Genomic DNA, 26,163 nt, shown 5'->3' with positions numbered 1-26,163 from the left:
TCGACCCATGACCGCACCGACCAGCATCCCGCCCACCGAGCTCCCCGCCACGATCCGCGGCTACCTCGCCGCGCACGAGGCCCGGGACGTCGACGCCGCGCTGCGCGCGTTCACCCCGGCGGCCGTGGTCGTCGACGACGGCACCACCTACCGCGGCACCGAGGAGGTCCGCCGGTTCCTCTCCCGCGCCGGCACCGGGTACCGGTACACGACCGAGCTCCTCGCCGCCGAGCGCGTCGACGGCACGCACTGGGTCGCGACGCACCGCCTCGAGGGGGACTTCCCCGGCGGGGTCGTCGACCTCGCCTACCGCTTCACGATGGCGGGCGACCTGGTCGCGGAGCTCGTCATCGCGCCGTGACGCCGGGCGGCGGCGGCCGTCAGCCCTCGGCGCTCGGCAGGCTGTGCCAGGTGTCGTAGGCGACGGCGGCCGCCGCCTCGGCGTCGCCGGCGGCGCAGAGCCGGATCAGCTCGTCGTGCTGGGTGACCGAGGCGTGGCCGTCCTGCGAGCCGAACCGCAGCCGCTCCGCGCGGCGCACCAGCGGCGTGAACAGCTCCAGCACCGTCTCGAGCGCGCGGTTGTCGGCGAGCCGCACCAGCACGGCGTGCAGCTCGTCGTCGGCGCGCAGGGCCGCCTCGACGTCGTCGGCCGCGACCGCGGCCGCGAACCGGCGGTTCGCGTCGCGCATCGCGGTCACGTCCGCGTCGGACAGTGCGGGGACGGCCTCGCGCGCGGCCAGCTCGTGCATCGCCGCGACGACGTCCCGGGCGTCCCGGGTCCCGCGGACGTCGAGCGGGCTCACGACGGTCGACCGGCCCGGCTGGGCCACGACGAGCCCGCCCTGCGCGAGGCGCAGCAGCGCCTCGCGGACCGGCGTGCGGCTGACGCCCAGCCAGGCCGCCAGCTCGTGGTCCCGCAGCTGCTCACCGGGGGCGAACGTGCCGTCGACGATCGCGTTGCGCAGGCGGCGGTAGACGTCGTCGCGCAGGAGGCTGCGGTCGACGCCGGGATCGGTCGGGGGGATCGGCACGGGCGGGACCTCTCCTGGGTGGCGGTCGCCGGGCCCGAGCGTGCCCGGCGACAAGGACTCTTGCCAGCGTACCTGCGCTGCATGCAATATATCGCATACCGCGGGCGTTGCAGCGGCAGCACGGCAGCACGGCACGGCCCGGGCGGCAGAGCGTCGCCCGTCGACAGAGAGGACAGACCGATGACCAGCAGCACGCTCGAGCCCCGCACCGACGCCCGCCCCACGGTGGTGCTCGTGCACGGGGCCTTCGCCGACTCGTCGAGCTGGAACGGCGTGGTCGCCGAGCTCCGGCGCCACGGCTACCCGGTGGTGGCGGTGGCCAACCCGCTCCGGTCGCTCCAGGGCGACGCGGAGCTCCTGCGCGCCGTCCTCGACGACATCGACGGGCCGATCGTCCTCGCCGGGCACTCCTACGGCGGCAGCGTCATGAGCGAGGCGGCGCACGGGCACCCCGGGGTGACGGCCCTGGTGTACGTCGCGAGCTTCCTGCTCGAGGAGGGGGAGAGCACGGGTGACCTCGCCGGGCGCTTCCCCGGCAACGAGCTCGGCTCGGCGCTGCGCCCGGTGCCCGTCCCCGGCCCGGACGGCCGGACAGTCGACGACCTGTACATCGAGCAGGAGAAGTTCCACCCCGTCTTCGCGGCGGACGTGCCGGCGGACGTCGCCGCGCTGATGGCCGTCACCCAGCGGCCGATCATCGGCGACGCGCTCGCGGACAAGGCGACGAAGGCCGCGTGGCGGACGATCCCGTCCTGGACCCTCGTCACGCTCCAGGACCTGGCCGTCCCCGCCGAGGCCCAGCGCTTCATGGCCGAGCGCGCGTCGTCGCACGCCGTGGAGGTGGACGCCTCGCACGCGGTGACCGTCTCCCGGCCCGACGTCGTCGCCCGCCTGATCGACGACGCCGCACGCGCCACGGCCTGACCCCACGGCACCCGGCCGCGCGCCCTCCCGCCGGAGGGTGCGCGGCCCCTTCCCCCCTTGCGACGAGAGGACGGCACGAGATGGCACCGGACGAGCGGTACGACGTGGTGGTGGTCGGCGGGGGCGCCGCCGGACTGAGCGGGGCGCTCGCCCTGGCGCGCGCACGGCGCCGCGTACTGATGGTCGACGCCGGCACGCCGCGCAACGCGCCCGCGGGGCACGTGCACAACGTGCTCGGGCACGAGGGCACTCCGCCCGCAGACCTCCTGGCGGCGGGCCGGCGCGAGGCCGAGGGCTACGGGGGCGAGGTGGTTGACGGCCGGGTCGCCGCGCTGAGCGGCGAGGAGGGCGACTTCGGCGTCGACCTGACCGACGGGCGGACCGTGCGGGCGCGCCGGCTGCTCGTGGCGACGGGCCTGACCGACGAGCTCCCCGCCGTGCCGGGCGTGGCCGAGCTCTGGGGGCGCAGCGTCCTGCACTGCCCGTACTGCCACGGCTGGGAGGTGCGGGACCGCGCGGTCGGTGTGCTCGGCCCCGGGCCGCAGGGTCCGGTCCTGGCGCTGCTGTGGCGGCAGTGGAGCGACGACGTCGTGCTCCTCACCCACACGGGTCCGCCGCCGGCACCGGAGCAGCGCGAGCTGCTCGCCGCGCGCGGCGTCCGGGTGGTCGAGGGCGAGGTCGCCGCGCTCGACGTCGCCGACGGGGCGCTCTCCGGGGTCCGGCTGGCGAGCGGGGAGGTCGTGGCGCGCCAGGCGCTGGTCGTGGCGCCGCGGTTCCGCGCGAACGCGGAGCTCTTGCTGGGTCTCGGCGTCGAGCCGGTCGACCAGGTGGTGCACGGCGCCGTCCGCGGCACGCGCGTGCCCGCCGACGCCACGGGCCGGACCGCGCCGGGGGTCTGGGTGGCGGGCAACGCGGGCGACGTCACGGCGCAGGTCATGGCGGCCGCGGCGCAGGGGATGGCCGCCGCCACGGCGATCAACGTCGACCTCGTCCTGGCGGACGCCCGCGCCGCGGCCGGGCGGGCCGCCGCCTGACGACGGACGCGTGCCACGCCGCGGCGGACGCTCGGGGCGGCCGCCTCACCACGCCCAGGACGAGTCCGGCCGCGGCTCCGGGCACGCGGCCGCGCCCTCGGGGAGGAGCTCGAAGTGCCACACCTCGTTGGTGTAGGTGGGGCAGAGGCCGAGGTCGGGCCCGTGCTGCTGGAGCCAGTACGCACCCTCGGTCGGGCCGACGTCGACCGCCAGGCCCTGCACGTGCGCGGAGTGCTCGGGCGGCAGCACCCACCGGTACGCCTCGGGGACGCCGTACCGGGCGACGGCCTCGTCGACGAGCTCCTGCTGCTCGGCGGCCGTGCGCAGTCCCGACGTGAGGGTGAGCGGCACGTCGTCGGCCGCGGCCGCCCGCTGGGCCGCCAGGAACCGGCGCTCGAGCTCCGGGTGCAGGCCGGTCGCCGTGCCTTCCCGGCTCGCTTCTGCGGGGGAGGGCGGTGCGCCGGCGGCGGCACGGCCGGGGTCGTCCGCGGCAGAGCCGGGGAGGTCGGTGAGCCCGTACGCCAGGCCGGCGGCGCCGGCGAGCAGCACGGCCAGTGCGCCCAGCCCGGCGCGTCGGGGCGCGCGGTGGCCGGTCCGCGGGGGACGCAGGTCGGTGGTCGTCGTCATGCGTCCACCGTGCGCGGCGGCCACCGCCGCGGGCGTCGTCCCCCGGGGCGCTTCCCGCCCGGTGCGCGCCCTCACCGTCCGGTGGCGGGCGTCCGACCCCGGGACGACCGGTACCGCCCGCGCGGCCGCCCAGCGGTGGATCCCCGGGACGGGAGGCGCTCGTAGGTTCGAGGCATGCTCACGACCCCCGACGGCCGACACGGCTCCGCGCCGGCCACGGTGCGGGGCGGGGTGGGCGGCGCGGGGCGGGGCGTGCCCACGCGGGACGCCGCCCGGGACGGTGTGGTCGCGCTCGCGGTGCTCGGCGCGTGGCTGCTGGCGCTCGCCCTGCTCGTCCGCTCCGGCTACTGGCACCCGCGGTCGCTCGACACCTACGTGTGGGCGGGCCTGTGGGTGGCGGTGCCGGTCGCGCTCCGCCGGTCCGCCCCCGGCGTCGCGCTGGGGCTCACGGCGACGCTGTACCCGGTCGGCTACGTCGCGCTGACCGGGGGAGCGCCGCTCGTGGCGGAGATCCACGCGGCGCCCGTGGTGCTCGCCGTGTACGCGGCCACCCGCGGGGGCGCCGTCCGGCCCGTGCCCGCCGGGGCCGCCGCCGCGGCGTCGCTCGGCGTCCTGCTGCTCGGCGCGTACCGGCTGCAGTCCCCGTCGGCGCTGTGGCCGCCGCCCGACCCGTCGCGCACGGTGCTGCTGCTCCTGCTGCTGGCGGCGGCGACGGCGCTCGGGTCCGTCGTCGCGCGGCTGTCCGCCACCGCGCGCTCGCTCGAGGCCAGCAACGCCGAGCTGCGCGCGCTGCAGGAGGCACGGACGCGCGACGCGGTCCGTGCCGAGCGCACCCGGATCGCGCGCGAGCTGCACGACGTGGTCGCGCACCACGTGACCGCGATGGTCGTGCGTGCGCAGGCCGCCGACCGCGTCGGCGGGGACCGCCCCGAGGAGTACCGCGCCGCCGTGCGCTGGATCGCGCCCGCCGGCAAGGAGGCGCTGACGGCCATGCGCTCGGTCGTCCGCGTGCTGCGGGACGCCGACGGGCCGGGGTCCGGGGCGCCCCGCACGCCGCTGCCCGACCTCGCCGACCTGCCCCGCGTGCTCGACCGGGTGCGCGACGCCGGTCTCGTCGTCGACGCCGACCTGCCGGCCGCGCTGCCGCCCTGCCCGCCGGCCACGGGGCTCGCCGTCGTGCGCGTCGCGCAGGAGGCGCTCACCAACGTGTCGGTGCACTCGGCCGCGGGCCGGGCACGGGTCGCGCTGACCGTCGCGCGCGGCGCGCTCACGCTGCGCGTCGAGGACCCCGGGCCGGCGCGCGGCGGGACCCGCGGCCCCGACGGCGGGCACGGCCTCGTGCACATGCGCGAGCGGGCGGCCGCGTGCGACGGTCACGTCGTCGCCGGGCCCACCGCCGCCGGCGGGTGGGCCGTGACCCTCCGGGTGCCGGTCCCGTGAGCGGTGACGACGTGCGCGTGGTCGTCGTGGACGACCAGCCGACGATCCGCCTCGGCCTGCGGCTCATCCTCGACCACGAGCCGGACGTCGTCACCGTCGGTGAGGCCAGCGACGGCGCGGCGGCGGTCGAGGTCGCGCGGCGCACGTCGCCGCACGTCGTCCTCATGGACGTCCGCATGCCCGGCACCGACGGCATCGAGGCGACGCGTCGCCTGCGGGCCGACGCCGCGCTCGCCGACGTCCGCGTGCTCGTCCTGACGACCTTCGACGACGAGGAGTACGTGACGGCGGCGCTGCGGGCGGGCGCCGACGGGTTCCTGCTCAAGGACGCCGACCCGGCGTCGCTCGTGGCCGCCGTCCACCGGGTGCGCGCGGGCGGCAGCGTGCTCGACCCGGCGGTGACGCCGCTGGTGCTGTCCCAGTGGCGGCGGTGGTCCGTCGCGTCGTCGTCGGCGGCGGCTGCGTCGCCGTCGTCCGGGCCGGTGCCCGGGGCGGCGGGCGGCGTCGCCGCGCTCGGTGCCGTCGACGGGCGCGCACGGGACGTGCTCCTCGCCGTGGCGCGCGGCCTGTCGAACCAGGAGGCCGCCGTGTCGCTCGGCCTGACGCTCGCGACGACGAAGACGTACGTGCACGAGCTGCTGCACCGGACGGGCTGCACGTCGCGGACCCAGCTCGTGGTGCTCGCCTACGAGGCGGGGCTCGTGGTGCCCGGCGCGCCGGCGCGCGGCGGCCGACGGCCCTGACGCGCGCCGGTGCGCCGACCACGTCGGCACCCGGGCACCGCCACCCACACGCCGCGTCGAACCGGCCGTCGTGCAGCGCCGCGTCGCCGTGATGCTGCACGACGGCCGGTTCACCGTGGGCGCGCGTCGCTCACGCCATGAGGTCCGCCCAGCGGACGGCGTCCTCCGCCACGACGAGGACCCGGCCGTCGTCGGTCGTCCAGACGCTGAGGTTCCCGCGGTGTCGCTTGGTGCTGCGGACCGTCGGCGTCCCCGACGCGATCAGGCGTGTCGTCTCCTGCGGCCCGAACCACGTGAACCCGCAGCCGCCCCCGCAGCCGCACGGGTCCCAGGCCGCACGCGCGCCCTGCTCCAGCAGCGCGTGCGCCTGACCGGGAGTGATGCTGCCCGTGCCCGGACGCCAGCGGTTGCCGTCCGGGTCGGTGACGCCCGACGGCTCGGGCGCGGCGACGGGCGGCTGCTCCCGCACCTCCCGCACCACCTCCGCGAAGGACGTCGTATCGGGCTTCCTGCGCACGCCCCCACGGTAGCCACCGGCCGCCCGAACCGGCCGTCGTGCAGCGGTCGGCGGCCGTGATGCTGCACGACGGCCGGTTCACCGCCGGCGCGTCGTCGGTGACGCCCGTCGCCGGCGGGCGTCGGCGGCGGCGAGGCGGCCGTCGTGCGGGTCGGGGGCGTCCGCGTGCTGCGCGACGGCCGGTTCGGGTGGCCGGTGGTGGCGTCAGGTGAGGCGGAGGAGGCCCGCCGCCGTCGGTCGCAGTCCGCAGGCGTGCTCGTAGAAGTCGACGAGGTGCGGCTCGTAGTCGGCGTGCAGCCACGTGCACCCGGCGTCGCGCGCCGCGTCGGCCGCGGCGGCGACCAGGCCACGCCCGATGCCGTGTCCTCGCAGGTCGTCGGCGACGCACGTGTCGAGCAGCACGGCGTGCACCCCGCCGTCGCCGATGACGTTGACGAACCCGACGAGCCGCTCGTCGAGGCGCGCGGTGACCCACGCGAGGCTGCGGTCGGCCAGGCGCTGCCGCCACGGCGTGCGTGTCACCGGGTGCCCGAACGCCGCGGCGTGCAGGGCCTCGAGCTCCGCGTCGGTCAGCTCGCCGCGCACCCGCAGCGCGATCGCCAGGTCCATCCGCTCATCCTGACGTGCCGACGCCGCGACGTCCCGAAGCCCCGACGCCCCGACGCCCCGGCGTGCCGAACCCCCGACGGGCTGACGTGCGGACGCCCCGACGCCGACGCGCGCCACCGCGCGGCGCGAGCGGCCGTCCGCACCGCCATCCGGGCGAGGTGTGCAGCGTTGGTCGCGCCCTGCGTGACGAACGCTGCACGACCCCGCGACGTCACCCGGCCACCCGCACGGCGTGGTCGGCGCGGTGCTCGGGTGAAGCGTTCGGGACACCAGGCGTCCGCAACGCTTCACGCGCCTTCGACGCGTTTCGAGCCTTCGGCGCGGCCGTGCGACGCGGCGGCGCCGGGCGTTCGCGACGACGCATGATCACCCGTCGCCGCAGCAGCCGTCCGCGCACCCGTCGTCGTCGGCGTCGGGCCGCAGCAGCGCACCGACCGGTGCGCAGCACGCGTCGCCGCGCCACGCCTCGACGCCCTCGCGGACCGCGAAGCCGGCGATGACGACGGCCGCGAGCGGGTCGGCCCACCACCAGCCGAGCGTGCTGTTCAGCACCAGGCCGGCCAGCAGCACCGCCGACAGGTACGCGCAGATCAGCGTCTGGCGGGAGTCCGCGACGGCGGACGCCGAGCCGAGCTCGCGGCCGGTCCGCCGCTCGAACCACGAGAGGGCGGGCATCACGGCCAGCGACACGGCGGCCAGGACGATGCCGACGGTGGAGTGCGCGGGCTCGGCGGCACCGAGCACCGCGCGGACGGCGTCGACGGTGACGAACGCCGCCAGGCCGAAGAAGGAGAACGCGATGACGCGCATCGCCGTGCGCTCGCGCGCGTGCGGGTCGCGGCCGGCGAACTGCCACGCGACCGCGGCCGCCGAGAGCACCTCGACGACCGAGTCGAGGCCGAACCCGATCAGCGCCGACGACGTCGCGGCACGCCCGGCGCCGATCGCGACGACCGCTTCGACGACGTTGTAGGTGATCGTCGCCGCGACGACCCAGCGGATCCGGCGCTCGAGCAGCGCGCGGCGGGGCGCGGGCAGCGGGCCGGGACGGAGCGGGACGGCGGTCATGCGCACGTGCACCCGTCGGTGCAGCACGACGGGTCCACGTCGAGGACGAGCGCCAGCAGGCCGCCGAGCGCCGGTGCGAGCCGCTGGTCGGCGAGCCGGTACCAGGTGCGCCGGCCGTCGGGGACCGCCTCGACGAGCCCGCACCCGCGCAGGCACGCGAGGTGGTTCGACATGACCTGGCGGGAGACACCGAGGGCGTCGGCGAGGTCCGACGGGTACGCGGGCGCCTCCCGCAGCGCGAGCAGGACCCGGGTGCGGGTCTCGTCCGACAGTGCGTGCCCGAGGCGGGCGAGCGCGGCGCTGTGCGTGAGGGTCACGGTCTCCACCCGACGGACGGTACAGCATCGGCTGTACCGTAGGAACGGCTCGCCCGCTCGACCGCGGCCGACGGGCTACCGTGCGCGCATGAGCAACCTGAGCGACGTCGGCGAGCGGGACGGCTGGCGCTGCTGGCTCTGCGACGAGCCGGTGGACCCCGACGCCTCGGTGAACTCCGACCTCGGCCCCAGCGTCGACTCCGGCGGGATCGTCAAGGGCAAGAAGGGGACGACCGGCGTCGAGCGGCTCGCGCACCGCGCCTGCAACACCCGCAAGGGCGCGGTCAAGGCCGTCGTGCCGTGGTCGCCGGAGCTGTTCGTCGTCGACCCCGCGCCCATCGCCGAGACCGTCGAGCGGCTGCGCCGCAAGGGCGGGCGGGAGGTCGTCGCCCGCTGCCCCAGCCGCGCCGACGCCGACGCGGCCGCCACCTGGCTGGTCGACCGGCTGTCCCGCTTCGCGCCCGACCTGCCGGTCGCGGCGCAGGTCGAGCCGGGCGGCGGGCAGTTCCTGCTGGCGGTGCGCGCGGGCTGACGCCCCCGGCGCGCCACCGGCCCCCTACGCTCGCCGGATGATCCGGCTGCGTGACGTCACGTTCCTCGTCCACGACCACGACGAGGCGCTCGCGTTCTTCGTGGACGCCCTCGGGTTCACGCTCCGCCAGGACGAGGCCGTCGCGGGCGGGTGGCGGCGCGTCGTCGTCGGTCCGGCGGACGGCGGCACGGGGCTGGTGCTGGCGCTCGCGGGCGACGGCGCACCGGTCGGCCGGCAGGCGGGGGACGACGTCGCGTTCTTCCTCGAGACCGACGACTTCGCCGCGCAGCACGCGCGGATGCTCCGGCACGGGGTCCGCTTCCGCGAGGAGCCGCGGCGCGAGGCGTACGGCACGGTCGCGGTGTTCGAGGACCTGTACGGCGGCGCGTGGGACCTGATCGAGCCGCCGACGGCGTGACGGCGGGGCCCGGGCGACGCGCCCCGACTCACGACGCGGGCGGCCGCCAGCCCATCGTCCGGTCCGACCCGCGCAGCGCGAGCGCCGGGGGAGTGAGGCGCACGGCCGCGTCGCGCACCGACGCCACGACGGGACCCGTCTGCTGCGTCAGCCGGCCCAGCGCGGCCGACATCGCGTGCAGCCGTGCCGCGCGGGGGCGGCGCACCGCCGTGAAGCGGGCCAGCGCCGGCGCGACCGGGGCGTCGGCGAGCAGGTGCGCGAGCACCACCGCGTCCTCGAGCGCGAGGCCGGCGCCCTGGCCGAGGTTGGGCTCGAGGGCGTGCGCGGCGTCCCCGACGAGGACGGTGGTCCCGCGGTGGAACGTCGTGGGGACCCCGGCCAGGGCGTGCACGTCGTGCCGCAGGACGGCCGCCGGGTCGACGGCGTCGACCAGCGCGGGGACCGGCGCGTGCCAGCCGCCGAACCGCCGCCGCAGCTCGGCGAGCTCCGCGGCGCCGTCGGGCGCGTGCGCGTCGGCGGGGACCGTGGCGGTCGCGAAGACGTAGACGAGGCCGACGCCGACCGGGACCACGCCGAAGCGCTCGCGGTGGCCCCACGTCTCGGACGCCTCCGTCACCGGGACGTCGGTCCGCACCAGCGCGCGCCAGGCGGTGTAGCCGGCGTACGTCGGCGGCGGGGCGTCCGGCCAGCCGGCCGTGCGGGCCCGCGAACGCATGCCGTCGGCCGCGACGACCAGGTCGTGCTCCCCGGCCAGGGCGGCGACGTCCGCCACCGGGGTCCCGCACCGGACGACGCCGGGCTCGAGCGCGTCCGCGAGGAGCGCGTGCAGCGCGGCGCGCTCGATCGCCAGCACGGGGGCGCCGTGCCGGTCGGCGAGCCGGGCGGCGTCGAGCCGCGACAGGGGCCGGCCGTCGGGGCGGCGCAGGGCGGACCCCGCGAGCGGGACGGCGCGCGCGCGGACGGCGTCGCCGAGGCCGAGCGCGTCGAGCGCGTGCACGGCGTTGGGCGCGAGGACGAGCCCGGCGCCGAGGGCCCGCAGCGTCGCGGCCTGCTCGTGGACCGTGACCGACCAGCCCGTGCGCCGCAGCGCGACCGCGGTGGCGAGGCCGGCGATGCCCGCGCCGACGACGGCGGCGGAGCGTGTTCCCGAAGGCGTCATGCGCCGGACTCTACAAACGTAGAGGATCCGCGCGCAACTCTACGTCGGTAGAGTCGCCGCGTGGACACCGACCGCCGCCGCCTCGTCGCCCGCCACGCGCTCGAGGTCCTCGCCGCCGAGGGGGCGCGCGGGCTCACCCACCGCGCGGTGGACCAGGCCGCCGGGCTGCCGGCGGGGTCGACGTCCTACTACCACCGCACCCGCGCGGCGCTGCTCGACGCGTGCCTCGACGACCTCGTGCGCCAGGACGAGGCCGAGATCGCCGCGATGACGCCGCTGCTCCGCGCCGGCGACGAGGCGTCGCTCGCCGCCGTGCTCGCCGACGTCCTGCACCGCTGGGCCACCACCGACCGCACGCGCCAGCTCGGCCGCTACGAGCTGTTCCTCGCGGCGCTGCGCCGCCCGGAGCTCGCACGCGCGCTGCACGAGGGCGGCACCGCGGTCCGCGCAGCCGTCGCCGAGGTCCTGTCCGACCTCGGCGCGCCCGACCCGCGGCAGCGCGCGGACTGGCTGGTCGCCGCGCTCGACGGCGTCCTCTTCGAGCGGATCGCCGGCGCGCGCTCCGCCGAACCGGTCGACCGCGACACCTTCACGGACGTCGCCCGCTGGCTCGCCCGCGCGGCGCTGGCCTGAGCGTCCCGTCCTCCGCCGAGGTCGCCGGTCCCGCACCGAGATCGCCGGTCGGTGCAGGCGACCTCGCCGTCGAACCGGCGACCTCGCGCGCTCAGTCGCCGCGCAGGCGCAGGGAGCCGGCGCGGACGCGGTCCGTGATCTCGTCGACGACCGCGGGGGCGTCGGCGGCCGGGTCGGTGACGAGGTGGCGCGCCGGGACGTCCGCCGCGACGAACTCCCGGTGCATGCGGCGCGCCGCGTCGGCGTCGGTGAACCCGTGCCCGGTGCGCGTCGCCACCCGTTCGAGGCACGTGGCGAGCGGCGGCAGCAGCACGACGTAGTGCAGGTCCGGGACCTCGGCGGCGAGCCGGTCGACGAACCACGGCCCGACGACGCCGTCGTAGACGACGTGCAGACCACCCGCGACGAAGCGGCCGGTCGCCGCGGCGGCCGCCTCCGTCACGACCGCGTTCTGCGCGTGCGCCTCCGGCAGCCACGGCGGCCGGGCACCGCGGGCGAGGAAGGCGAAGAACGTGTCGCCGGTGACGAGCGCCGACGGCTCGAAGCGATCCACGAGCAGGGCGGCGACGGTCGACTTGCCGGCACCGGGCGGACCGCTGACGACGACGAGATCGGCCATGCCGGGAGTATCCCGGTCCGCCTCGTCGGTCGCCCGGCCGGCGCCACCTCGCGGTGCTGCGACGGACCGACGCGGTCCCGCGCGAACTCGGGCGCCGGTCGAGGTCAGGAGCTGACCGCTACCGGCACGACGCTGGCTGCGCACCACCGACCCACCGCACCTCGTCCACCGTCCCGCCCGAAGGAGGCACGGCCATGACCACGACGAACGCCATCCCGACCCCGGACGGGTTCTCGACCCTGAACCCGTTCTTCGTCGCCCGCGACGCCGACGGGCTGATCACCTTCCTGCGGGAGGTGTTCGGCGGCGAGGAGCACCTCGACGCCCGCACCGTCGACGTGGACGGCCTGCTGCTCCACGCCGAGCTCGAGATCGGGGGCACGACCCTGATGTTCGGGGAGCGCAAGCCCGGCTGGCCGTTCCTGCCGCAGCTGACCCAGGTCGACGTCGACGACGTCGAGGCGACCCTCGCGCGGGCCGTGGAGCGCGGCGCCCGGGTCGTCACCCGGCCGACCGACTTCTTCGGCACGGTCCTCTCCCGGATGACCGACCCGTGGGGGAACCTGTGGTGGGTCTACCGGCACGGCGAGGCGCCGGACCGGGACTGGTCCGCGGCCGACGACGCCGACGCCCCGACGGAGTGGTCCGACCCGGGCCTGGCGTACATCCACCGGACGCTCCTCGAGGCGATGCCGTCCCTCGGCACGGAACCCGGCGGTGCGGCGGAGCCGCGGTAGCCCCTTCGCGCGCCGACGGGCGCCTCCCAGGTGGTAGGAAGACGGGGCCGCTCGTCCGGCGGCGGACGGAGGGACGCACGTGAGCCGCACGATCCGCGTCGGGATGGCGCAGCTCCTCGTCGTCCCGGGACGGCCGGAGGAGAACCTCGCCCGCGCCCGCGCCGCCATCGGTGCGGCCGCGCTCGCGGGGTGCGACGTCGTGGTGCTCCCCGAGTGCCTCGACCTCGGCTGGACGCACGCCAGCGCGGCGACGCTCGCCGAGCCGATCCCCGGGCCGCGCGTCGACGCCCTCGCCGCCGCGGCCCGCGAGCACGGCGTCCTGGTCGCGGCCGGGCTCACGGAGCGCGCGGGCGACCGCGTCCACAACGCCGCGGTGCTGATCTCGGCGTCCGGCGAGCTGCTGCTGCGGCACCGCAAGATCCACGAGCTCGACTTCGCCCGCGCGCTCTACACGACGGGCGGCTCGCTCGCGGTCGCCGACACCCCGATCGGCCGCGTCGGGCTCGACATCTGCGCGGACAACTCGGCAGCCACGACGGGCCTGGGGCACGCGCTGGGGCTCATGGGGGCGGAGATCCTGCTCTCCCCGTCGGCGTGGGCGGTGCCGCCGGGGCACGACAACACGTCCGACCCCTACGGCGCGGAGTGGGAGGCGCCGTACCGCGAGCTCGCCACCGCGCACGACATGCCGGTGGTCGGCGTCAGCAACGTGGGGCCGGTCGTCGGCGGGGAGTGGGACGGCTGGCGGTGCATCGGTGCGTCCCTCGCCGTCGGCCGGGACGGGCGGACGCTGCGGCAGGGCCCGTACGGCGAGGACGCCGCCGAGCTGCTGGTGCTCGACGTGGAGCTGCGTCCGCGCGCTCTGCACAGCGTCCCTGCCGCGGGCTAGCGGCCGTCGAAGGGCCGCTGCGCCGGCCGCCGGGTCACCCGGTCGCTCGCCCGGTCGGCGCTGTCGCCCGCCGGCAGCACCGCGCGCGCGAGCCGCGGGGTGCTCACCTCGAAGGGCTTCACCAGGTGCGCGACGACGTCGTGGACGCTCCACGCCGGGCGCAGGCTCCGGGTGGCCCGCTGCTCGGTGGTCAGGGCGGCGACCTGGTCGACCAGGGCGCGGCGCTCGTCGGCGATCTCCTCGACGACGTCCACGGGACGATCCTGGAGCCGGCCGCCGTGGTCAGGTCCGCGCGCCGTCGACGAACGCGCCGTCGACCAGGAGCGGCACGGCGGTGGACGCGTCCAGGTCCGCCGCCACGTCGACGTCGGCGGCGAACCCCCGGCCGGCGAGCTCCTGGCCTCCGACGCAGTCGTGCAGCACCCGGCGCAGACGCCCCGCCGACGCGTCGAACAGCGCGGCCGCCGCCCACGCCTCGGGGCTGAGGCGGTCGCCGTGGCCGGCCGACACGAGGTGCGACAGCACCGCGCCCGCCCCCAGGTGGTCCTCCAGCGCCGGGCGCAGGGACCGGTCCCCGGTCCAGCGCTCCCCGGCCGCCACCACGGTGACGGTCCGGCCGTCGTCCAGCGCGCCGGCCACCCACGTCGCGACCGCGTGGGCGTTGCGCAGGCACCCGGCGACCACGGTGGAGCCCGCCAGGGTCAGCGCGGCCGCCAACGCCGACCCGTTGGGTGACGGCAGGACGAGCCGCTCGACCGGGTCGAGGGCGAGGAGCCCGGCCGGCGACAGCGAGGGGGCGACGACGGCACCGTCGCGCACCGCCTCGAGCCGCCCGACGGCCAGGACGGCGTCGTGCTCGGCCGCGAGGGCGCGGGCGCGCTCGTCGTCCCACGGGCAGGGGTGCACGCGCGTGCCGCGCTCGACGGCCACCGTGACCGTCGTCGAGAAGCTGAGGACGTCGACCACCACGCCGACGTCGCCCCCGCACGCCGCGGCACCCACGGGGCCCCAGTCCAGACGCACGTCGTGACCGCCCTGCCCGAACACGCCGTCCACGGCCTGAACGTAGCGTCGCGGCGCCGGCGATGCTGTCGCGACCCTGCGACGACCGGCAGGATGGCGTGGTGCTCGCCGTCCGACGTGCCCGCCACGAGCTGGTGTCGGCCGCGCTCGCCGCGCGCAGCGACGACGACCTCGCGTCGATGCTCCGCACGGCCCCGGCCGGCGCCGTCGGCGTGGGCGGCGGCGCGTCGGTGCTCGACCTCGACGGCGTCGCGGTGTTCGCGAAGCGTGTCCCGGTCACCGACCGGGAGCTGGCGCACCCGCGCAGCACGGCGGACCTGTTCGGCCTGCCGCTCACCTGCCAGTACGGCATGCACCCGCTCGCCGGCCCGGGCTTCGGGGCGTGGCGCGAGCTCGCCGCGAACCGGCTCGTGACCGGGGGCCTCCTCGCCGGCGAGACGGAGTCGTTCGCGCTGCTGCACCACTGGCGGGTGCTCCCCGGGCGTCCACCCGTCGCGGCCGAGCACCGGGACGTGGAGGCGGTGGTCGCACAGTTCGGCGGCGACCCGGCCGTGCGGACCCGTCTCGAGGAGCTGGCGGTTGCGCGCTCGAGCCTCGTGCTGTTCCTCGAGCACCTGCCGGACCCGCTCGTCGACCGGCTGGACGACTACACGGCGTGCCCGGAGACGTTCGAGCGGCGGCTCCTCGAGGCGGTCGCGTTCCTGCGCAGCCGCGGGCTGCTGCACATGGACGGCCACTTCGCCAACATGCGGGCCGACGACGAGCGCGTCTACCTGGTCGACCTCGGGCTCGCGACGTCGCCGCTGTTCGACCTGTCGGACGCCGAGCGGGACTTCGTCGCCGACCACGTCGACCACGACGCCGACTACGCCGCGACGCGGCTGGTGAACTGGCTCGTCACCACGTCGTGCGGGGTGCCCATGCCTGCGAGCGGCTTCCCCGCCGCCCGTGACGCCTACGTGCGTCGGTGCGCGGACGGCGACGTCCCGCAGGACCTCCCGGCGGACGTGGCGGGCCTCCTCGCCCGGCACGCGCCCGCCGCGGCCCGCATGAACGACTTCCACCGGCGCCTGGTCGACGGCGACCTGCACGCGCGCTACCCGCGCCGGTAGCGCGTCGCGACGGCGCCGGGTCTACGGGACCCGTGGCGCACGCCCGTCCGCCGTCGCGGCCGACCGGTCGCCCGCCGGACGCCGCACCCCCAGCACCGCCCGCACGACCAGCCCCGCGAGCAGCGCCCAGAAGGCGGCGTTGACGCCCGCGATGGCGATGCCCGACGCGGCGGTGACGAACACGACGACGGCCGCGACCTGCTCGTCCGGCTCCGCCAGCGCCGCCCGCAGGGACGACGCCAGCGTGCCGAGCAGGGCCAGCCCGGCGACGGCGGCGACGACCCCGGCGGGTGCCAGCGACACGAGGGCGGCGAACGCGGCGGAACCGATGCCGAGCACGACGAGGACGCCGCCCGCGGTCACGCTCGCGGCCCAGCGTCGGTCCCGGTCCTCGCCCGCCTCCGGGCCGGCCGCGAGCGCGGCGCTGATCGCGGCGAGGTTGACGGCGTGGCCGCCGGCCGGCGCGCTCAGCATCGTGGCGGCGCCGGTGACCAGCATCGACCGGCGCCACGGCACCTCGTACCCGAGGCCCTTCATCACGGCGACGCCCGGGACGTTCTGCGACGCCATCGTCACCAGGTAGAGCGGCAGCGCGATGCCGACCACGCCGCCGAGCGTGAGCACCGGCGCGGTCAGCGCGACGCGCGGCACGAGGGCGGCGCCGTCGACCGACGTCCCGGAGGCGGCGACGTGGACGCCGACGACGACCGCCGCCGTCACGAACGCGAGCGGTGCCGCCCAGCGGGGCAGGAAGCGGAGCGCCAGCAGCCACACGACGACGACCGGCGCGACCGCGAGCGGGTTCGCCGCCAGCCCGGTCACCGGCCCGAGGCACAGCTGGAGCAGCACGCCGGCGAGCATCGCCTGGGCGACCGAGGTGGGGATGCGCGCGACGAGCGCCCCGAGCGGCGGCACGAGCCCGGTCAGCACGACGAGCACCCCGGTGAGCAGGAAGGCGCCGACCGCGGCGGGCCACCCGCCGTCCACCACGCCGGTCGTCGCGAGCAGCGCGGCACCGGGCGTCGACCACGCCGAGGTGATCGGCATCCGCGTCGACCACGCGAGCACGATGCACGACAGCCCCATCGTGACGGTGACCGCGAGCAGGCCGCTCGCCGCCTGGTCCGGGTCGGCGCCCACGCTCGTGAGCCCGGCGAGGACGACGACGAACGCGCTGGTGAACCCGACGAGCGCCGAGACGACGCCGGCGGAGACGGGGCGCGACCACCCCTCCGGTCCGCCGCGCGCCGCGTCGGGCGCCGGGTCGGTGGGGGTCGCACGACGCATGCTGTGGTGTCCCTCTGTCTCGACGCCCGGCCGGTCGGCGTGGGGAGCGCGCGCCGCGTGGGGGACTGTACTTCCCGCGCTCGCCCCGCCCGGCACCAGGACAGGTCAGCAGCCGGAGGATCCGCTCCCGCCGGAGCCGGCCCATCAGCGCGTGCGGTCGCGACGGCCATGGTCCCCGCGACCGGCATGGTGTCAGCACGACACCGGTCGACCGTAGGGCCTGCGCGACCCGCCCGCGACGACCGGCACGCGGGGCCGCGACGCGTGCAGGACGCGCGACGGGACGCCGACCCGCGTCCGGTCGGGGACACTGGAGGCAGCAACCGCCGCTTCACACGAGGAGTCATCCGTGCCGCAGGGACATGTCCGCTGGTTCGACGCCGAGCGAGGCTTCGGCTTCCTCGCCCTCGGGGACGACGCCGACGACCTGTTCGTCCACGCGTCGGAGATCGTCGGTGACGACGGCCCGCGGGTGCTGCGCGAGGGCCAGGAGGTCGAGTTCGAGGTCGGCGAGGGTGACCGCGGCCCGGTCGCGCGCCGCGTCCGCGTCACGGGCGACGTGCCCGCCGACGCCGCCCTCGGGGTGCTCGGCACCGTCTCCTGGTACGAGCCGACCAAGGGCTACGGCTTCCTGACGCCCGACGGCGGCGGCGGCGAGATCTTCGTGCACAGCTCCGCCATCGTGGGCGGCGGCGTGGTCACCGAGGGGCAGCGGGTCGCGTTCCTCGTCGTCCCGGGGGAGAAGGGGCCGCAGGCCGACCACCTGCTCCCGCTCGGTCCCGACGCCGGCCGGGCGGCCGCGTCCGACGGCGCCGACGGCACGGTGACGTTCTTCGACACGGGCAAGGGCTTCGGGTTCGCCACGCGGGACGACGGCGGCGAGGACGTCTTCGTGCACGCCCGCGCGCTGATGGGCGTCACCGAGCTCGTCGAGGGCGACCGCATCACGTTCGAGGTCACGGACAGCGACCGCGGTCCGCAGGCGCGCGAGGTGCGGCTCGTGGGCGGGCAGGCCCCCCGGCGCGCACCGGCGCCCGACCGCGGCCGGCCGAGCCGCCCGCGCGAGTCCGGCGCACCGGTGCGCGGCGGCGAGGGTGTCGTCGCGCGCTACGACGCGGACCGCGGCTTCGGCTTCATCACCCCGGACGCCGGCGGCCCGGACCTGTTCGTGCACGTGTCGGTCGTCCGCGACGCCGAGGTGCTCGAGGAGGGCGACCGCGTCCGCTTCAAGGTCCGGCAGAGCGACCGCGGACCGCAGGCGGACGGCGTCGAGCTGATCTGACGGCGGGCCGACCCGGTGGACGGCCCGTGTCCTCACGGCCCGCCGACGACCACCAGCTCGTTGCCCTCCGGGTCGGCGACGCGCCAGCGGCTGTCCGCCGCGTCGAGGACCCGGCCACCGGCCGCGACCGCCGTCGCGACACGCCCCGGTGCCGCGTCCGGCGGCACGGCGAGCTCGACGTGGACGCGGTTGCGCTGCCGGCGGCGCTCGGTCTCGGACGGGTCGAGGTCCTGGAAGGCCAGCACCGGGCCGAGCCGCCGCGGGTCGACGACGTCGGTGAGCCCGGCGCGCCGGTCCTCGGCGTAGCCGAGCGCCGCGATCCAGAACGCGCGGACCGCGGCGACGTCGGCGGCGTCGAGGAACAGCTGGACCAGGCGCGGCAGACCGGGGTCCGCGGTCGCGCCCAGCTCGCGGGCGGCGGCCTGGAGGTGCCCGGCGAGGTCGGTGAAGTCGACCGCGAGGCCGTGGGCCTCCTCCTCCCACAGGTCCTTGCCGCTGTCCAGCACCACGACCCCGGGGCGCAGGTCGACGAGCAGCGGGAAGCCGGCGTCGTCGGCCAGCGCCGCCGCCGCGGCGGCCAGGTCGCGCTGCTGCGCCGGTGAGGTGGTGCGGTAGCACGCCATCGCGCCGAACACGGTCTGCCAGTCCGCCGTCCCCGGCCCGTCGCCGAGCACGTCGCCCGGGACCAGGTCCACCTCGTTGCCGTCCGCGTCGGCGTGACGCACCCCGTACGGTCCGGACGCCGCGCCCGGGCTCGCCTGCTCGACCGCCGCGGCCGGCCGCACGACGTCGAGGTGGATGCGGTTGCGCAGCGGCCGTGCCTCGCCGTGCTGCCGGATCCGCAGCGCGGGGTCGCGCCGCAGCGGATCGACCAGGCCGCCGTCCGGCGCGGGCGCGTAGCCGAGCACGCCCTGCCAGAACGGCCGCACCGCCGACGGGTCCGGCGACTCGACCACGACGCCCAGCTGCTGCAGCGGCGCGGGGTCCGCGGCCGGCCCGAGCTCCCGCACCACCGCCGGCGCACCGGCGTGCCGCGGGTCGACGCGCACGCGCAGACCCGTCGCCCGCACGTCGACGGCGACGTCGGGGAGCACCTCCACGACCCGTCCCGCCAGCGCGGCGGCAGCGGTCAGCGACGGCGCCTCGAACCACGCCGTCGCGACGCCGTCGACCACGCGCCACCCCGTCTCGACCCGGTCCATGGCGACCACCTCCTCCGGCACCGTAGGGCCCATTCCGGACGGATCCGTTCCGGATGCCCGCACGGTGCGACGGCTCACCGGCCGATCGCGCCGACGACCCGGTCGGCGACCTGGGGCGGCGTCAGGTCCGTGGTGTCGACGACCTCGGCGGCGTCGTGCAACCAGGTGCGCGCCGCCTCGGCGTACTGCTCGACGTACGCGAGGCGGAACGGGGAGGGGCCCATGACCGTGTCGCCGAGGATGCGGGCCCGCAGCGCCGCCGGCTCGGCGTGCAGGACGACGTGCCGGACGGGGATGCCGTGGCCGGCGAGCCCCGCGCTGATCTCGCGCCAGTACGCCTCCACCAGCACGGTCATCGGCATGACGAGCGTGCCGCCGGTGTACTCGAGGACGCGTCGCGCGGTGTCGACGACGAGCGGCCGCCACGGTGCCCAGTGCTGGAAGTCGTCGGTCGCCGGCAGCCCGGGCCGGATGTCCATGAGCGTCTCGCCGACCTTCTCGGCGTCGAGGACGCGGGAGCCGGGGACCCGCTGCTGCACGAGCGCGCTCGTCGTCGTCCTGCCGACGCCGTGGGTGCCGTTCAGCCAGACGATCACGGCGGCCACGCCAGCGCCCGGCCCTGGACGCCCGGCCCGGCGTGGTCCTACGGTCGACGGACCGAGGGCGTCACCGCGTGCCGCCGGTGCCGGCGCGGCGGCCGACGCGCGCGGGTCCTGCACCGGATCACGAACGGGGTCCCGACCATGGACATGGTGTTCGGCGACGAGATCGCGGCGGCCGGCCTGGCCGACTGGCGCAAGCTGGCGCAGGGCCTGCACGCCCGCTACCGGGTCGACGACTTCGGCGCGGGCGCCCGCTTCGTCGTCGCGGTGGGCGAGGCGTGCGACGCGGCCGGGCACCACCCGCGCGTGGCCCTCGGGCCGGGGTACGTCGACCTGAGGCTGACCAGCGACGACGCCGTCTACCGTGACGACGAGGGCACCGAGCACCTCGTCGAGTGGGTGACGCAGCAGGACCTCGACGTGGCCGCCCGCATCACCGAGGTCGCCGCCGACCACGGGCTCGTCGCCGACCCGACCGCGGTCAGCGTCGTCGAGCTCGGCCTCGACACCGCGCAGCCCGGGACGATCGCCCCGGTGTGGGCGGCCCTGCTCACCGGGGACGCCGCGTCGCAGGGCCGCGGCTCGCCGAGCGACGAGGTCCGGGACGCCACGGGCCGGGTCCCGAACCTGTGGTTCGGCGACGCCGGCGAGGACGCGCGCCAGCGGTTCCACGTGGAGGTCTACGTGCCGCCGGAGGTGGCCGAGCAGCGGGTCGCGGCCGTCGTCGCCGCCGGAGGCACGGTCGTCGACGACCGCGACGCACCGGCCCTGACCGTGATCGCCGACCAGGACGGCAACACCGGGGTGGTCTGCGTCGCCTGAGCGGTATCCGTGGCGCCTCCCGCGGGTCCTCCCTCATGAGACCTGGAGGCCCGCATGCCCGTCGACCACGCACGTCTCGTCTTCGACCGCCCCGACGACGTCGCGCACGCGGCGCGCCTGCTCGCCGACGGCCGCCCCGTCGCGCACGGCTTCGCGAACATCTACGCCCTGACCGCCCGGGGTGACGGCGTCGGGCGGCTGAACGACCTCAAGGGCCGCCCTCACGACCAGACGGGCAGCTTGACCGCGCCGGCGGGACGGGTGCTCGACGCGTTCGACCTCGCGGCCCTCCCGCGGGACGTGCCGGCCGGCCTGGTCGCGGACGTCGTCGACGCCTTCTGCGCGCTCGGCCCGTTCGGGTTCCGCGGGCTCGCGGCGGCGCACGTCCCGCCCGGGCTCACGGCGCAGGACGTGGGGACGACCACGACCCAGGTCATCGTGCCGGGCGACGCCTGCCCGTCGCAGGCGTTCCTCAGGGCGGCCGCGGACGCCGTCCCCGGCGGGCTGCTCGCCGTCTCGTCGGCGAACCGGTCGCGGCACGTCACCGGCGGTGCGGACGCCCCCGCGCACTGGCGCGCCGACGCGCTGCGCGCCGAGCTGGCCGACGCCGGGGAGCTCGTCCTGCTGGAGCACGCCGACGAGGCGGCGGCCCGCGCGCGGTTCCCGCGGCACGCGACCGTCTCGACGACCGTGCTCGGGCTGCACCGCGCCGAGCGCGCGCACGGCCGCGTCCACCTCGTGCTGGAGCGGCACGGCTCGCTCGCCGCCGCCGACGTCGCAAGGGTGCTCGCGACGCTGGGCCTGCGCCTGACGATCGGCCCGCGCGCCGCCGTCCGGCTCCGCCCGCGCACCTACGCGAACCGGCGGGACGCGCTGCCGGTCGTCCGCTGACGCGTTCCCGCCCCTGCGGCCGCGGCGGCGAGGTCGCGGGTCCGCCGCGAGGTCGTGGGTCAGAGCCCGCGACCTCGCACGACTCCCGCGACCTCGCGGCCTGCCGACGGTCGGCAGCCGGGGTGACGGCCTGGCAGGGTGCTGCCCATGACGCAGGACGCGACGCCGGCCGGGCACGACTGCATCTTCTGCGCGATCGTGGCCGGGCGCGCCGAGGCGAGCGTCGTCCACGAGGACGACACCGTCGTGGCGTTCATGGACCTGGCGCCGGTCACGCGCGGCCACCTGCTCGTCGTGCCGCGCACGCACGCGGTGGGCCTCGAGGACCTCGACCGCGCGACGGGTGCGCACGTGTGGTCGGTCGGGCACGACCTGGCACGGGCGCTGCGCCGCTCGACCCTGCGGTGCGAGGGCATCAACGTCCTCGTCTGCGACGGGGAGGTCGCGTTCCAGACGGTGTTCCACCTGCACCTGCACGTGATCCCGCGGTACGCGGGGGACGGCTGGACCCTCGTTCCCGACACGGTGGAGCGCGAGCGGTCGCTCCTCGACGGCGACGCGCGCGCGGTCAGGGACGCCCTCGCGTCACCGGGCTGACGGGCGCGTCCCGCCGATCTCCGGGCGCCGATCGTCCGCCGCCCGGCCGACGACCCGGTGCTCGTGCAGCACCGCGGGGCGCCGGTGCTGCACGACCGCCGGTTCGGCGCCCGTCGTCGAAGCGGGGTGACGAACCGGTCACCGGATGACCTCTTCCGGGACGACCGTGGCGGCATGACCTCACCGACCAGCCCCTCCGCCCCGTCCCACCTCGACCGCGCGGCCCTCCTCGAGCCCACCCTCGTGCCGGTCGACGGTGTCGTGCTCGAGGTGGTCGAGGCCGGCCGCGAGAACGCGGGCAGGCCCGTCGTCCTGTGCCACGGGTGGCCGGAGCTCGCGTACTCCTGGCGCCACCAGGTCCCCGCCCTCGTGGCGGCGGGCTACCACGTGATCGCCCCGGACCAGCGGGGGTTCGGCGGCTCGTCCCGACCGCCCGAGGTCACCGACTACGACATCGCGCACCTGACCGGCGACCTCGTGGGGCTCCTCGACCACTACGGCTACGACGACGCCGTCTTCGTCGGTCACGACTGGGGCGCGATGGTCGTGTGGGGGCTCGCCCTGCTGCACCCGGACCGGGTCGACAAGGTCGTCGCCCTGAGCCTGCCGTACCAGGAGCGCGGTGAGCGGCCGTGGGTCGAGGGCATGGCGGACGTGCTCGGCGACGACTTCTACTTCGTCCACCTCAACCGGCAGCCCGGTGTCGCGGACGCCGTGCTCGAGGCGGACACGCACCGGTTCCTGCGCAACCTCTACCGCAAGGACGAGCCGCGGACGGGGCCGCGCCCCGGGATGCTGCTGATCGACCTCGCTCGCCAGGAGGCGCCCCTCGGCGAGCCGCTGATGAGCGAGGACGAGCTCGCCGTCTTCATCGCCGCCTTCGAGACGTCCGGCTTCACGAGCAGCCTGAACTGGTACAGGAACCTCGACCGCAACTGGCACCTCCTAACCGACGTCGACCCGGTCGTTCGCCGGCCCGCGCTGATGATCCACGGCACGCGCGACACGGTCGCGCGGGCCGCGAACCTCACGACGTTCGTGCCGGACGTCGAGGTCGTGGAGCTCGACTGCGGCCACTGGATCCAGCAGGAGCGGCCCGAGGAGACGACCCACGCCATCCGCACGTGGCTGGAGCAGCGCGACGCCGGGTAGCCGGTCGAGCCGCACCCGGCGTGGGACCATCCGACGTGACCCGACGGCTGACCCTCGTGCCGGGGATCTCGGAGAAGTTCGGCCTCGCGTACTGGGAGCCGTTCGTCGACGGCCGACCTCTCCGCGAGCTCCTCGCGTACTCGGACCCCGAGGACCACGCGCTCGACGCCCGCGGGCTCGGTCCCGTCGGCGAGAACGTCCCGGTTCTCGTGCACAACTGGCCCGTCGCGCGAGTCGACCGTGCGCTGCAGCTGCTCGGCGAGATGCCGTCCGAGCTCACCGGCGGTCGCGTCCCTCTGTACGTGTGCGCGGCGTGCGCCGATCTGGCGTGCGGGGCGGTGTCGGTCGCCGTCGAGCGGACGGACCGCGAGGTCGTCTGGCACGACTTCGGCTGGGACACCGGGTGGGACGACGGCGAGGAGGAGATCCGGATCCCGGGAGGACCGTTCGTCTTCGACCGGGACCAGCACGACGACGAGCTGCGCCGCTTCGTGGACACCTATGACGCCGTGCGCGCGGCGCTGCCCGACCCGTCGCGTGCTCCTGCACCCGCTCCGCGCCGCCGGTGGTGGCCCTGGCCTCGGTGACGCTGCCTCCGGCCGGCGTGGACGGCCTCCACCCGCGCACCGGACGGGCGGTGCGCGGGTGGAGGACGTCAGCGGGCGGTGCGCGCGTCGGCTGCGGTCAGCGGCCCATGATGGCGTCGATGATGCCCTGCTGCGTCACCGTCGCGGTCTGCCGGTCGAACAGCCCGAACCCGTACTGGCCGTTGTACCCGTTGTCCCAGTAGGCGGTGGCCGCGCCGTACTTCTTCGCCGTCGCGACGAGGGTGCCGGCGTAGTCGGCGCGGTACCGGTTGTTCGTCGCGTCGAACGTCGTCTTGTCGATCGAGCCGTACTCGCCGATGAAGACGGGGTAGCCCTTGACGACGAACGCGTCGTGCATCTTCTTCAGCTGCGCGTCCATGAAGTCCTGCTGGCCCCACGTCGAGGTCCGCGCGCGGTCGGCCGCGTTCGGCCCCCACTGCGTGATCGCGCCGCTCTCCGTGCCGGTGAAGTCCCACGGGTCGTAGTAGTGCGCCGAGATCATGAGGCGCTGCTGGCCCGCGGGGATCGCCGTCGACCGGTACTGGTCGGTCGGGATGACGAAGCCGTAGCTGCCGGTCGTGTAGTCGATGTTGGTGTTCCAGCCCGGCACGAGCAGCCACCGCGAGGTGTTGGTGCCACCGGTCCGCCGGACCGTGTCGACGAAGACCTGGTTGTACGCGTTGATGTTCGAGTAGCACGGCTGCGTCGGGGCGCCGTACTGCCCGTCGAAGTTCTCGTTCATCGACTCGAAGATCAGCCGGCCGCCGTAGTTCTGGAACGTCGACGCCACCTGCTGCCAGACGGCCCGGTACTTGTCCCTGATCTGGTCCTGGTTCGGGGCGTCGCAGATGAGCCAGGCGCCGCCGACGCTCTTGTACCCGTCGCCGTGCATGTTGATGACGACGTGCAGCCCGCGGTCGTACGCCAGGTCCACGACCTGCCGGATCCGGGCGAGCCACGCGGCGTCGACGGTGTAGCTCGGGGCCGGGCCGATCTTCGCGAGGTACGACACGGGGATGCGCACGGTGCGGAAGCCGGCAGCCTTGACGCGGTCGAGGAGCGCGCCCGTGACGACCGGGTTGCCCCACGCCGTCTCGCTCGGGACGCCGTCGATGTTCGCCTCGAGCTGGTTGCCCAGGTTCCAGCCCGCGCCCATGTCGGCGACGAGTTGCGTCGCGCCGACGGTCACCGGCCCGCCGGTGGGGGTCGGCGTCGGCGTGGGCGTCCGCGTGGGAGTCGGGGTGGGCCGCGGCGTCTGGGTCGGCGTGGACGTCGGCGACGTCGACGGCGTGGACGTCGGCGTGACCGGGCTGCCCGTGCAGGCGACGCCGTTCAGCGTGAAGCCGGTCGGCGCGGGGTTGCTCCCGGCCGACGTGCCGATGAAGCCGAACGACGCCGACCCGTTGGTGGGGATCGACCCGTTGTAGCCGGCGTTGCGGACCGAGACGGCCGCACCCGACTGCGTCACGGTGCCGTTCCACAGGTGGCTGACGGTCTGCCCGGCGCCGAAGGAGAAGCGCAGGTCCCAGGTGGTCACCGGGTCGCCCAGGTTGGTCACCTGCACCCCCGCCTGGAACCCGCCCTGCCACTGGCCGGCCACGGTGTAGTCCACCTTGCAGCCGGCGGCGGCGTTCGCCGTGCTGGTGACGGCGATCGAGCCGACGACGGCGACGACAGCCGCCGCGGTCGCGGTCAGCACCTTGCGCAGGACGTGCACGGGAGTTCCCTCCGACGGGCTTCAACGGTCACGGCATCCCACCAGGCCCGTGCCCCCGCGGGCAGTCGTCGAAGCGCTTCACATGCCCGGTGCACGTCCGGACCGACGACGTCAGGACGTGGGTCGCCGCCACGCGCGCCAGCCGCGGCACAGGACGTACGCGATCGCCGTGGTGACCGTGACCACCAGGTCGACGAGCGCCGTCTCCGGCGCGTCGGCCAGGCGGTCCCACATGGCGAAGGAGTAGACGGAGACCGCGCCCTTGTGGAAGAGCAGGAGCTCCCACAGGCCCGGGTGGCGCCGCGGTGCGACGGCGAGCAGCGTCCAGATGCCGGCGAAGACGACGTAGGCGAGCGTCCGCCACATCTCGCTGATGAGGCGGTCGTCCGTCACGCCGGCGGTGATCACCAGCCCGCTCGCGAACGCGGCCAGGGCGGCGACGGCGTTGAGGGCCATGATCGCGCGGCCGACGCGGTCCGGGCCGCGCCGAGGCGGAGCGGCGACGGTGGGGGAGGCGGTGGTGGTGATCATGACGGCTCCTGGTCGCTACGGTGCTTCAGTTCGGTTACGCGCCATAACGCTACTGTCGCGC

32 protein-coding genes are annotated in these 26,163 nt (G+C 76.5%); 17 read left to right on the top strand and 15 right to left on the bottom strand.

Going from position 1 to position 26,163, the window contains the following annotated elements; translation table 11 throughout:
* Positions 1-7: 7 nt before the first annotated feature.
* Entirely contained in the window at positions 8-361 is a 354-nt protein-coding gene (locus AB6N23_RS00345; RefSeq protein ID WP_412863676.1) for a nuclear transport factor 2 family protein, read from the top strand.
* Between the two features lie 19 nt (positions 362-380).
* Here AB6N23_RS00345 and AB6N23_RS00340 read toward each other — a convergent pair whose 3' ends face one another.
* Positions 381-1,031, bottom strand: a complete 651-nt coding sequence (locus tag AB6N23_RS00340; protein WP_412863674.1) for a GntR family transcriptional regulator — start codon at positions 1,029-1,031, stop codon at positions 381-383.
* Between the two features lie 180 nt (positions 1,032-1,211).
* Between AB6N23_RS00340 and AB6N23_RS00335 the strand changes: the two genes are divergently transcribed.
* A complete protein-coding gene (locus tag AB6N23_RS00335) occupies positions 1,212-1,955 on the top strand; it encodes an alpha/beta fold hydrolase (protein WP_412863672.1) in 744 nt (247 codons plus the stop codon).
* An 80-nt stretch (positions 1,956-2,035) separates the two neighbouring features.
* Complete coding sequence (locus AB6N23_RS00330; protein WP_412863670.1) at positions 2,036-2,989, top strand: NAD(P)/FAD-dependent oxidoreductase; 954 nt, start codon at positions 2,036-2,038, stop codon at positions 2,987-2,989.
* A 45-nt stretch (positions 2,990-3,034) separates the two neighbouring features.
* Here the strand turns inward: AB6N23_RS00330 and AB6N23_RS00325 are convergent, their stop codons facing one another.
* Positions 3,035-3,616, bottom strand: a complete 582-nt coding sequence (locus AB6N23_RS00325; RefSeq protein WP_412863668.1) for a D-alanyl-D-alanine carboxypeptidase family protein — start codon at positions 3,614-3,616, stop codon at positions 3,035-3,037.
* Positions 3,617-3,790: 174 nt separating this feature from the next.
* On the opposite strand from AB6N23_RS00325, the gene AB6N23_RS00320 reads away from it, so the two are divergent.
* Positions 3,791-5,056, top strand: a complete 1,266-nt coding sequence (locus AB6N23_RS00320) for a sensor histidine kinase (protein WP_412863666.1) — start codon at positions 3,791-3,793, stop codon at positions 5,054-5,056.
* The gene (locus AB6N23_RS00315; RefSeq protein ID WP_412863664.1) at positions 5,053-5,799 is read left to right on the top strand and encodes a response regulator; all 747 of its coding nucleotides are present in this window, start codon (positions 5,053-5,055) and stop codon (positions 5,797-5,799) included. Before AB6N23_RS00320 ends, AB6N23_RS00315 begins: the two co-directional genes overlap by 4 nt.
* 130 nt (positions 5,800-5,929) lie before the next feature.
* Here AB6N23_RS00315 and AB6N23_RS00310 read toward each other — a convergent pair whose 3' ends face one another.
* The 4 genes from AB6N23_RS00310 to AB6N23_RS00295 form a co-directional block, all read right to left on the bottom strand.
* Complete coding sequence (locus AB6N23_RS00310; RefSeq protein WP_412863662.1) at positions 5,930-6,316, bottom strand: hypothetical protein; 387 nt, start codon at positions 6,314-6,316, stop codon at positions 5,930-5,932.
* A gap of 204 nt (positions 6,317-6,520) precedes the next feature.
* A complete protein-coding gene (locus tag AB6N23_RS00305) occupies positions 6,521-6,925 on the bottom strand; it encodes a GNAT family N-acetyltransferase (RefSeq protein ID WP_412863660.1) in 405 nt (134 codons plus the stop codon).
* Between the two features lie 366 nt (positions 6,926-7,291).
* Positions 7,292-7,993, bottom strand: a complete 702-nt coding sequence (locus tag AB6N23_RS00300) for a cation diffusion facilitator family transporter (protein WP_412863658.1) — start codon at positions 7,991-7,993, stop codon at positions 7,292-7,294.
* Positions 7,990-8,319, bottom strand: coding sequence for an ArsR/SmtB family transcription factor (locus AB6N23_RS00295; RefSeq protein ID WP_412863656.1), 330 nt, complete (start codon positions 8,317-8,319; stop codon positions 7,990-7,992). The genes AB6N23_RS00300 and AB6N23_RS00295 overlap by 4 nt, the downstream gene beginning before the upstream one ends.
* Before the next feature lie 79 nt (positions 8,320-8,398).
* Here AB6N23_RS00295 and AB6N23_RS00290 point away from each other — a divergent pair, with 79 nt between their 5' ends.
* Both AB6N23_RS00290 and AB6N23_RS00285 read left to right on the top strand, forming a co-directional pair.
* Positions 8,399-8,842, top strand: coding sequence for a hypothetical protein (locus tag AB6N23_RS00290; RefSeq protein ID WP_412863654.1), 444 nt, complete (start codon positions 8,399-8,401; stop codon positions 8,840-8,842).
* Positions 8,843-8,879: 37 nt separating this feature from the next.
* Positions 8,880-9,260 carry a VOC family protein gene (locus tag AB6N23_RS00285; RefSeq protein WP_412863652.1) on the top strand — a complete coding sequence of 127 codons (381 nt, stop codon included), beginning with the start codon at positions 8,880-8,882 and terminating at the stop codon, positions 9,258-9,260.
* A gap of 28 nt (positions 9,261-9,288) precedes the next feature.
* Here AB6N23_RS00285 and AB6N23_RS00280 read toward each other — a convergent pair whose 3' ends face one another.
* Positions 9,289-10,419, bottom strand: a complete 1,131-nt coding sequence (locus AB6N23_RS00280; RefSeq protein WP_412863650.1) for an FAD-dependent monooxygenase — start codon at positions 10,417-10,419, stop codon at positions 9,289-9,291.
* A gap of 60 nt (positions 10,420-10,479) precedes the next feature.
* Between AB6N23_RS00280 and AB6N23_RS00275 the strand changes: the two genes are divergently transcribed.
* The gene (locus AB6N23_RS00275; protein WP_412863648.1) at positions 10,480-11,052 is read left to right on the top strand and encodes a TetR/AcrR family transcriptional regulator; all 573 of its coding nucleotides are present in this window, start codon (positions 10,480-10,482) and stop codon (positions 11,050-11,052) included.
* A gap of 91 nt (positions 11,053-11,143) precedes the next feature.
* Here AB6N23_RS00275 and AB6N23_RS00270 read toward each other — a convergent pair whose 3' ends face one another.
* Positions 11,144-11,671 carry an AAA family ATPase gene (locus AB6N23_RS00270; RefSeq protein WP_412863646.1) on the bottom strand — a complete coding sequence of 176 codons (528 nt, stop codon included), beginning with the start codon at positions 11,669-11,671 and terminating at the stop codon, positions 11,144-11,146.
* Positions 11,672-11,865: 194 nt separating this feature from the next.
* Between AB6N23_RS00270 and AB6N23_RS00265 the strand changes: the two genes are divergently transcribed.
* Together AB6N23_RS00265 and AB6N23_RS00260 are read left to right on the top strand one after the other, a co-directional pair.
* A complete protein-coding gene (locus AB6N23_RS00265) occupies positions 11,866-12,408 on the top strand; it encodes a VOC family protein (RefSeq protein WP_412863644.1) in 543 nt (180 codons plus the stop codon).
* A gap of 79 nt (positions 12,409-12,487) precedes the next feature.
* The gene (locus tag AB6N23_RS00260; protein WP_412863642.1) at positions 12,488-13,297 is read left to right on the top strand and encodes a carbon-nitrogen hydrolase family protein; all 810 of its coding nucleotides are present in this window, start codon (positions 12,488-12,490) and stop codon (positions 13,295-13,297) included.
* Here the strand turns inward: AB6N23_RS00260 and AB6N23_RS00255 are convergent.
* Both AB6N23_RS00255 and AB6N23_RS00250 read right to left on the bottom strand, forming a co-directional pair.
* Positions 13,294-13,551 (bottom strand): maleylpyruvate isomerase N-terminal domain-containing protein, encoded by a 258-nt coding sequence (locus AB6N23_RS00255; RefSeq protein WP_412863640.1) that lies wholly within the window; start codon positions 13,549-13,551, stop codon positions 13,294-13,296. The genes AB6N23_RS00260 and AB6N23_RS00255 overlap by 4 nt on opposite strands.
* A 28-nt stretch (positions 13,552-13,579) precedes the next feature.
* The gene (locus AB6N23_RS00250; protein WP_412863638.1) at positions 13,580-14,353 is read right to left on the bottom strand and encodes a 2-phosphosulfolactate phosphatase; all 774 of its coding nucleotides are present in this window, start codon (positions 14,351-14,353) and stop codon (positions 13,580-13,582) included.
* Positions 14,354-14,421: 68 nt separating this feature from the next.
* Here AB6N23_RS00250 and AB6N23_RS00245 point away from each other — a divergent pair, with 68 nt between their 5' ends.
* Positions 14,422-15,432: a BUD32 family EKC/KEOPS complex subunit gene (locus AB6N23_RS00245; RefSeq protein ID WP_412863636.1), complete on the top strand. Its 1,011-nt coding sequence runs from the start codon at positions 14,422-14,424 to the stop codon at positions 15,430-15,432.
* A 21-nt stretch (positions 15,433-15,453) separates the two neighbouring features.
* Here AB6N23_RS00245 and AB6N23_RS00240 read toward each other — a convergent pair whose 3' ends face one another.
* On the bottom strand, positions 15,454-16,719 hold the full coding sequence (locus AB6N23_RS00240) for a benzoate/H(+) symporter BenE family transporter (protein WP_412863634.1): 1,266 nt from the start codon (positions 16,717-16,719) through the stop codon (positions 15,454-15,456).
* Positions 16,720-17,068: 349 nt separating this feature from the next.
* Here AB6N23_RS00240 and AB6N23_RS00235 point away from each other — a divergent pair, with 349 nt between their 5' ends.
* Positions 17,069-18,001, top strand: a complete 933-nt coding sequence (locus AB6N23_RS00235) for a cold-shock protein (RefSeq protein WP_412863632.1) — start codon at positions 17,069-17,071, stop codon at positions 17,999-18,001.
* Between the two features lie 32 nt (positions 18,002-18,033).
* On the opposite strand, the gene AB6N23_RS00230 is transcribed toward AB6N23_RS00235, so the two are convergent.
* Together AB6N23_RS00230 and AB6N23_RS00225 are read right to left on the bottom strand one after the other, a co-directional pair.
* Positions 18,034-19,203 (bottom strand): VOC family protein, encoded by a 1,170-nt coding sequence (locus AB6N23_RS00230; RefSeq protein WP_412863630.1) that lies wholly within the window; start codon positions 19,201-19,203, stop codon positions 18,034-18,036.
* 74 nt (positions 19,204-19,277) lie between these two features.
* Positions 19,278-19,799 (bottom strand): ATP-binding protein, encoded by a 522-nt coding sequence (locus AB6N23_RS00225; RefSeq protein ID WP_412863628.1) that lies wholly within the window; start codon positions 19,797-19,799, stop codon positions 19,278-19,280.
* 147 nt (positions 19,800-19,946) lie between these two features.
* Between AB6N23_RS00225 and AB6N23_RS00220 the strand changes: the two genes are divergently transcribed.
* The 5 genes from AB6N23_RS00220 (at position 19,947) to AB6N23_RS00200 (ending at position 23,854) form a co-directional block, all read left to right on the top strand.
* Positions 19,947-20,627, top strand: a complete 681-nt coding sequence (locus AB6N23_RS00220) for a VOC family protein (protein WP_412863626.1) — start codon at positions 19,947-19,949, stop codon at positions 20,625-20,627.
* Between the two features lie 54 nt (positions 20,628-20,681).
* Positions 20,682-21,518: a hypothetical protein gene (locus AB6N23_RS00215; protein ID WP_412863624.1), complete on the top strand. Its 837-nt coding sequence runs from the start codon at positions 20,682-20,684 to the stop codon at positions 21,516-21,518.
* 147 nt (positions 21,519-21,665) lie between these two features.
* On the top strand, positions 21,666-22,115 hold the full coding sequence (locus AB6N23_RS00210; RefSeq protein WP_412863622.1) for an HIT family protein: 450 nt from the start codon (positions 21,666-21,668) through the stop codon (positions 22,113-22,115).
* Between the two features lie 174 nt (positions 22,116-22,289).
* Positions 22,290-23,267 carry an alpha/beta fold hydrolase gene (locus tag AB6N23_RS00205; RefSeq protein ID WP_412863620.1) on the top strand — a complete coding sequence of 326 codons (978 nt, stop codon included), beginning with the start codon at positions 22,290-22,292 and terminating at the stop codon, positions 23,265-23,267.
* 35 nt (positions 23,268-23,302) lie between these two features.
* Positions 23,303-23,854, top strand: a complete 552-nt coding sequence (locus AB6N23_RS00200; protein WP_412863618.1) for a hypothetical protein — start codon at positions 23,303-23,305, stop codon at positions 23,852-23,854.
* Between the two features lie 97 nt (positions 23,855-23,951).
* On the opposite strand, the gene AB6N23_RS00195 is transcribed toward AB6N23_RS00200, so the two are convergent.
* Entirely contained in the window at positions 23,952-25,571 is a 1,620-nt protein-coding gene (locus AB6N23_RS00195) for a cellulase family glycosylhydrolase (RefSeq protein WP_412863616.1), read from the bottom strand.
* Between the two features lie 111 nt (positions 25,572-25,682).
* Entirely contained in the window at positions 25,683-26,102 is a 420-nt protein-coding gene (locus tag AB6N23_RS00190) for a hypothetical protein (RefSeq protein WP_412863614.1), read from the bottom strand.
* Between the last annotated feature and the right edge of the window lie 61 nt (positions 26,103-26,163).

The sequence above is a fragment of the Cellulomonas pasadenensis genome (genome assembly GCF_047229365.1).
Classification (GTDB): domain Bacteria; phylum Actinomycetota; class Actinomycetes; order Actinomycetales; family Cellulomonadaceae; genus Cellulomonas.
This window is presented reverse-complemented; position numbering and strand designations above follow the sequence as displayed.

Bases quoted from the DNA above. Each gene is read 5' to 3' on its own strand.
- AB6N23_RS00345 (WP_412863676.1), top strand. From the start codon at position 8: ATGACCGCACCGACCAGCATCCCGCCCACCGAGCTCCCCGCCACGATC.
- AB6N23_RS00335 (WP_412863672.1), top strand. From the start codon at position 1,212: ATGACCAGCAGCACGCTCGAGCCCCGCACCGACGCCCGCCCCACGGTG.
- AB6N23_RS00330 (WP_412863670.1), top strand. From the start codon at position 2,036: ATGGCACCGGACGAGCGGTACGACGTGGTGGTGGTCGGCGGGGGCGCC.
- AB6N23_RS00325 (WP_412863668.1), bottom strand. From the start codon at position 3,616: ATGACGACGACCACCGACCTGCGTCCCCCGCGGACCGGCCACCGCGCG.
- AB6N23_RS00320 (WP_412863666.1), top strand. From the start codon at position 3,791: ATGCTCACGACCCCCGACGGCCGACACGGCTCCGCGCCGGCCACGGTG.
- AB6N23_RS00305 (WP_412863660.1), bottom strand. From the start codon at position 6,925: ATGGACCTGGCGATCGCGCTGCGGGTGCGCGGCGAGCTGACCGACGCG.
- AB6N23_RS00300 (WP_412863658.1), bottom strand. From the start codon at position 7,993: ATGACCGCCGTCCCGCTCCGTCCCGGCCCGCTGCCCGCGCCCCGCCGC.
- AB6N23_RS00290 (WP_412863654.1), top strand. From the start codon at position 8,399: ATGAGCAACCTGAGCGACGTCGGCGAGCGGGACGGCTGGCGCTGCTGG.
- AB6N23_RS00285 (WP_412863652.1), top strand. From the start codon at position 8,880: ATGATCCGGCTGCGTGACGTCACGTTCCTCGTCCACGACCACGACGAG.
- AB6N23_RS00280 (WP_412863650.1), bottom strand. From the start codon at position 10,419: ATGACGCCTTCGGGAACACGCTCCGCCGCCGTCGTCGGCGCGGGCATC.
- AB6N23_RS00270 (WP_412863646.1), bottom strand. From the start codon at position 11,671: ATGGCCGATCTCGTCGTCGTCAGCGGTCCGCCCGGTGCCGGCAAGTCG.
- AB6N23_RS00265 (WP_412863644.1), top strand. From the start codon at position 11,866: ATGACCACGACGAACGCCATCCCGACCCCGGACGGGTTCTCGACCCTG.
- AB6N23_RS00240 (WP_412863634.1), bottom strand. From the start codon at position 16,719: ATGCGTCGTGCGACCCCCACCGACCCGGCGCCCGACGCGGCGCGCGGC.
- AB6N23_RS00230 (WP_412863630.1), bottom strand. From the start codon at position 19,203: ATGGACCGGGTCGAGACGGGGTGGCGCGTGGTCGACGGCGTCGCGACG.
- AB6N23_RS00220 (WP_412863626.1), top strand. From the start codon at position 19,947: ATGGACATGGTGTTCGGCGACGAGATCGCGGCGGCCGGCCTGGCCGAC.
- AB6N23_RS00215 (WP_412863624.1), top strand. From the start codon at position 20,682: ATGCCCGTCGACCACGCACGTCTCGTCTTCGACCGCCCCGACGACGTC.
- AB6N23_RS00210 (WP_412863622.1), top strand. From the start codon at position 21,666: ATGACGCAGGACGCGACGCCGGCCGGGCACGACTGCATCTTCTGCGCG.
- AB6N23_RS00205 (WP_412863620.1), top strand. From the start codon at position 22,290: ATGACCTCACCGACCAGCCCCTCCGCCCCGTCCCACCTCGACCGCGCG.
- AB6N23_RS00190 (WP_412863614.1), bottom strand. From the start codon at position 26,102: ATGATCACCACCACCGCCTCCCCCACCGTCGCCGCTCCGCCTCGGCGC.